Source organism: Frisingicoccus sp. (assembly GCA_016298055.1).
GTDB lineage: Bacteria > Bacillota > Clostridia > Lachnospirales > Lachnospiraceae > Frisingicoccus.
In genome coordinates this window covers 1-3,363 of the sequence record JAEDDO010000187.1, presented here as the reverse complement: position 1 = coordinate 3,363, position 3,363 = coordinate 1, and the positions used below count along the sequence as shown (strand labels likewise).

2 protein-coding genes and 1 pseudogene are annotated in these 3,363 nt (G+C 41.3%); 1 reads left to right on the top strand and 2 read right to left on the bottom strand.

Features of this window, described 5'->3' with window-relative positions:
- Positions 1–100 precede the first annotated feature (100 nt).
- Entirely contained in the window at positions 101–2,158 is a 2,058-nt protein-coding gene (locus tag QZZ35_RS10225; RefSeq protein WP_291237308.1) for an alkyl/aryl-sulfatase, read from the bottom strand.
- A 152-nt stretch (positions 2,159–2,310) separates the two neighbouring features.
- Complete coding sequence (locus QZZ35_RS10220) at positions 2,311–3,066, bottom strand: LytTR family transcriptional regulator DNA-binding domain-containing protein (protein WP_291237307.1); 756 nt, start codon at positions 3,064–3,066, stop codon at positions 2,311–2,313.
- A gap of 178 nt (positions 3,067–3,244) precedes the next feature.
- On the opposite strand from QZZ35_RS10220, the pseudogene QZZ35_RS11660 reads away from it, so the two are divergent.
- A pseudogene (locus QZZ35_RS11660) lies at positions 3,245–3,363 on the top strand (dihydroxyacetone kinase transcriptional activator DhaS); the annotation flags it as partial.

The window sequence follows — 3,363 nt, the reverse complement described above, 5'->3', positions numbered from 1 at the left end:
TGGCAGTTATGAAGATGGATATGATGATGCTTATGCTTATTGGGAAGACAGGTGACCGGGGACGGGTTCGGGGGTGACCCCGAACCCGTCCCCTAGACACTTATGGCTCGATAATATTGAAGGGAATCGGACCTACTGCAGGAACCTGATTCATGTGTTCGGCAAGTAGCGTTACCAACTTTTTGTTTCCTTCGATTTTCAGAGCTTTTTCTATGTTTTCCTGGTCGTTTGTGATGATATAGAATAATGCGTTTTTCGGACAGGTGATGGAAACATCTGCAGCATCAGACTGAGTATTCTGGTATACCAAAAGGACACCGTTTTTAATACGCAGCATGTGCTGTTCATTTACATCAGGGAGTGTGAAATTGACGATGAAATCCTCGTCTGCCAAAGCTTGTTTATCCAGAAGAATACCCATATAGTCAAACATCATGGAAGCGGTCATTTCCAGGACCAGGGATCCATCATTTTTTGCATTTTTTGCAGATTCTGTACTGTTGCCGTTGCGAAGTTCAAGTGCAGCTGAGAGATAGGCATTGCGCCAAGGACCGGATTCTGCCTGATAACCTAATTGTTCCAGAGCATCTGCACACAAAAGTCTTGCATCTTGATTTTCAGGATCGGCAAAGACAATTGTGTTGGTGACTTCTGCTACCCACTGATAATTACCGGCATCATAATCGGCTTTGGCCATTCGAAGAACTTCGTCCACATCGCCCAGATATTCTACCCATTTTTTTGCACTTTCAGTAGGTGCCAGAGGATTTAAGTTTACAGGGTTTGCGTCATACCATCCCATATATTTCTGGTAAACAGCTTTAGAATTATGGGCTACAGTGCCGTAGTATTGGCGGGTGTACCAGATTTTGGCTAAACCTTCAGGCAATTCAATCATATTTGAAATTTCATCAGACGTGTAGCCCTGATTGATGTAGGTCAAAGTCTGATCATTGATAAATTTATAGACAGCTGCTGTATTGGTCAGATAATCGTTTACGATCTCATTGCCCCAGTGTGGCCAGTTATGAGACTGGAAAGTGATCTCTACCTGTGTGCCGTAGCGGGTGATAGCTTCTGTAATGTAACTTGCCCATGCTGCACCGTCACGAATCTGTGCACCACGAAGTGTATATAGATTATGCAGTGTTGCTGTGCAGTTTTCGGCTACCCACAGTGCGTTATACTGAGGAAACCAAGTATTCATTTCTGCCGGGGCTTCGGTTCCCGGAGTCATCTGAAATTCCATCTCTACGCCGTCGATGGTGATGCATTCGCCGGTATTTTTTATTTCAAATGTTGGTGCAAGGTAGGATACAGTACCTGTCGACTGTCCCATTCCGATTCCCTGTGCAAGTTTACCTGTCACACCTGGTTCAAGCAGAACGCCGTACTGATAATTGGCTCTTCGGCCCATGGCTTTACCTGCATAAACATTTTCAGCAATTGCATGCTCTGCAAAACCTTCCGGGACAATAATCGGAATTTTGTCACTGGCAAGCTGTTCTTCAAGCGAAAGGTTGGCATCTGCTTTTTCATCATCTGTCATTATACCCAGTATTCCGCCAAAGTGGTCTACATGTGGATGGGATATGATGACGGCCTTGATCGGGTAGGTTCCCAGATTTTTTTCGATAAGCTGCATGGCAGCCTGACTGCATTCGGAACTCATTAAAGGATCAAAAACGATCCAACCGGTGTTGCCTTTTACGACGGTCAGGTTGGCCATATCATAGCCTCGAACCTGATAAATTCCTTCGCAGACTTCAAATAGACCGTAGGCGTGATTGTTTTTTGTATTTTCCCACAGGCTTGGATTTGCCGTTTCCGGTGCCTCTTCATAATCGTCAAGGAAACTGTATGCTTCCTGTGACCAGACGATATTGCCGTCTGCATTGGTCAGTTCCAGTATCTCCGGTGCATCTATGAGACCGCGGACAGCGAATTCGGATTCTTGTGTATCATCAAAATCCAGAAGTGTGTACATGTCCGCATTAGCCTTAGCTGTGTATTCGCTTGCCGGTTTCGCCTCTGTTGTTAAATTAAGTTCAGCAGCTGATTTTGTTTCATCTGCGGCAGCTGTTTCCTTATTCGAATTTGAGGTGCAGGCTGTGCATAGAAGAATTGCTGCAAGAATAAAAGAAAAAGTTTTTTTCATAATGTAATCCTCCCGTTTTTTGCAATTTACATAAATTATCTGTTTTCTTCTATTATATTATATGAAATTCAGAAACTTGCTTCAATGCAGATGGGGTAAGACGACATTTAAATGGTGCGAATCGACATAGAAAGACCGCATATGAGAATTTTTCATATGCAGTCTTGTTGAATGATAGCAGATTTAATATCGGAGATGTCGAAAAGGATACATCCGCAATGACCTTTAAAAGTTGGAAAACAGATGACCTTTAAATAAGTATCAATTTCAGGACTGTATTCAACCAGTTCCAGTAGTTCACCGTAGAGAGTTGCCCGTTCGTAGCTTCTAAGCCATTTGGAATCCATATTGCTGAACAGGCTGGCGAAGGAGTGACCGATGAGATGATTAAGAGGTAGTTTTTCGAGTTCTGCAAGTGCGGCATTACCGTATCGGAAAATCCAGTCAACAGCATGACGGTCATCGTCAAATACCATTTCTATATCTGTAAATGCGAAGGGAAGATTATCAAAGCTGCGGTAATATTCCCGATATTCTTCTTCTGTTACAGGGATATCTTTTTTGGCAAAATTGAGGATCATTTGTTTTTGAATTAAATGAAACTGATCGATAATCTGATTTTTTTTTCGAATTGTATAAATCAGAGATTCGCCGTTACTCAGATTAATTCTGTCAGTGATATCATGGATTGCCATTGCAGAGACAATACATCCGCGATGGATTTTTATAAATTTATCTCCGAGTTTTTTTTCAAGTTCGCTCAGTGTCATGCGTGTTTTGTATATATGTCCACCGGAGACATGAATTTCAGCAGTTTTTTCAATCATAAGAACATAAAGAATGGCACTGACACTTAATACGATTTTCCTTCCGTTTGAAATAATGGTTATATGTTTGATTTCATCCAAATCTCAGTTCCCCCTTTTTATTACACAAATTCGTCATTATTGTACCATAAAACAAGGTGAAAAGGTAGGAATTGTGACATTTAGACAAATATTTTATATTTTTTTAATAGTTTGAGCTATTGCATGTGACCATAGTGTCTGTTAAGGTAATGAAAAACAGATTTGAGGTGATTATCGTATGAGTAATATGACAAAATATGCCCTGGAAGCGTCATTAAAAAAACTTCTTCTTGAAAAACCTCTGGACAAAATTACAATTAATGATCTGACAGAGGGATGCGGAATCAGCCGTATGGC

Coding starts and splice junctions, on each gene's coding strand:
- QZZ35_RS10225 (WP_291237308.1), bottom strand. CDS start 2,158: ATGAAAAAAACTTTTTCTTTTATTCTTGCAGCAATTCTTCTATGCACA.